This is a genomic window from Asaia sp. SF2.1, from assembly GCF_000505765.1.
In the GTDB taxonomy this organism is placed as follows: domain Bacteria; phylum Pseudomonadota; class Alphaproteobacteria; order Acetobacterales; family Acetobacteraceae; genus Asaia; species Asaia bogorensis.
Genome location: NZ_AYXS01000051.1, coordinates 30,966 through 31,547 on the forward strand (window position 1 = coordinate 30,966; position 582 = coordinate 31,547).

At 58.8% G+C, this 582-nt stretch carries 1 protein-coding gene; it reads left to right on the top strand.

All coding sequences use genetic code 11. The features are described from left to right. The coding region (locus P792_RS36270; RefSeq protein ID WP_161630868.1) for a glycosyltransferase at nt 1–582 on the top strand (582 nt) is incomplete at both ends.

The following is a 582-nucleotide window of genomic DNA, read 5'->3' on the forward strand; positions in this document are numbered from 1 at the left end:
ACACTATGACATTGTTCACAACAACTCCCTCCATCGTTTTGTGATGCAGGAAGCAAAACGTACCGGCTTGCCTTGCGTGACGTCGCTGCATGTCCCGCCATTTGACGCCATACACGGCGTGGTGCGCGACACGCTGAGTGATACCCATCATGTCACAGTGACATCCGACCGACAGAACATCTCATGGTGGGGGCAGGCCGTCCCGCCCGAGAGCATGGTTGTGCATAACGGGATCGACATGGCCCGCGGGCCCTTCAGTGCCGCGGGAGGCGATCACGCCATCTGGTGCGGACGGATAACACGCAACAAGGGGCCGCATCTCGCCATCGCAGCCGTAAAACGCGCCAATATGTCGCTTCGTCTCTTTGGGTATCTCGAAGACAAAACCTATTTCGATCAGGAAATCGCACCTGAGTTGGGCGAGGCCATCACCTATGGCGGCGTTCTGGAAGGCGCTGCCCTGTCGAACGAGATGCAGCGGGCCGCGCTGTTGCTGTTCACGCCCTGCTGGGATGAGCCTTTTGGCCTGATTGCTGTCGAGGCCATGGCGAGCGGATTGCCTATGGCATCGTTCGATCAGGG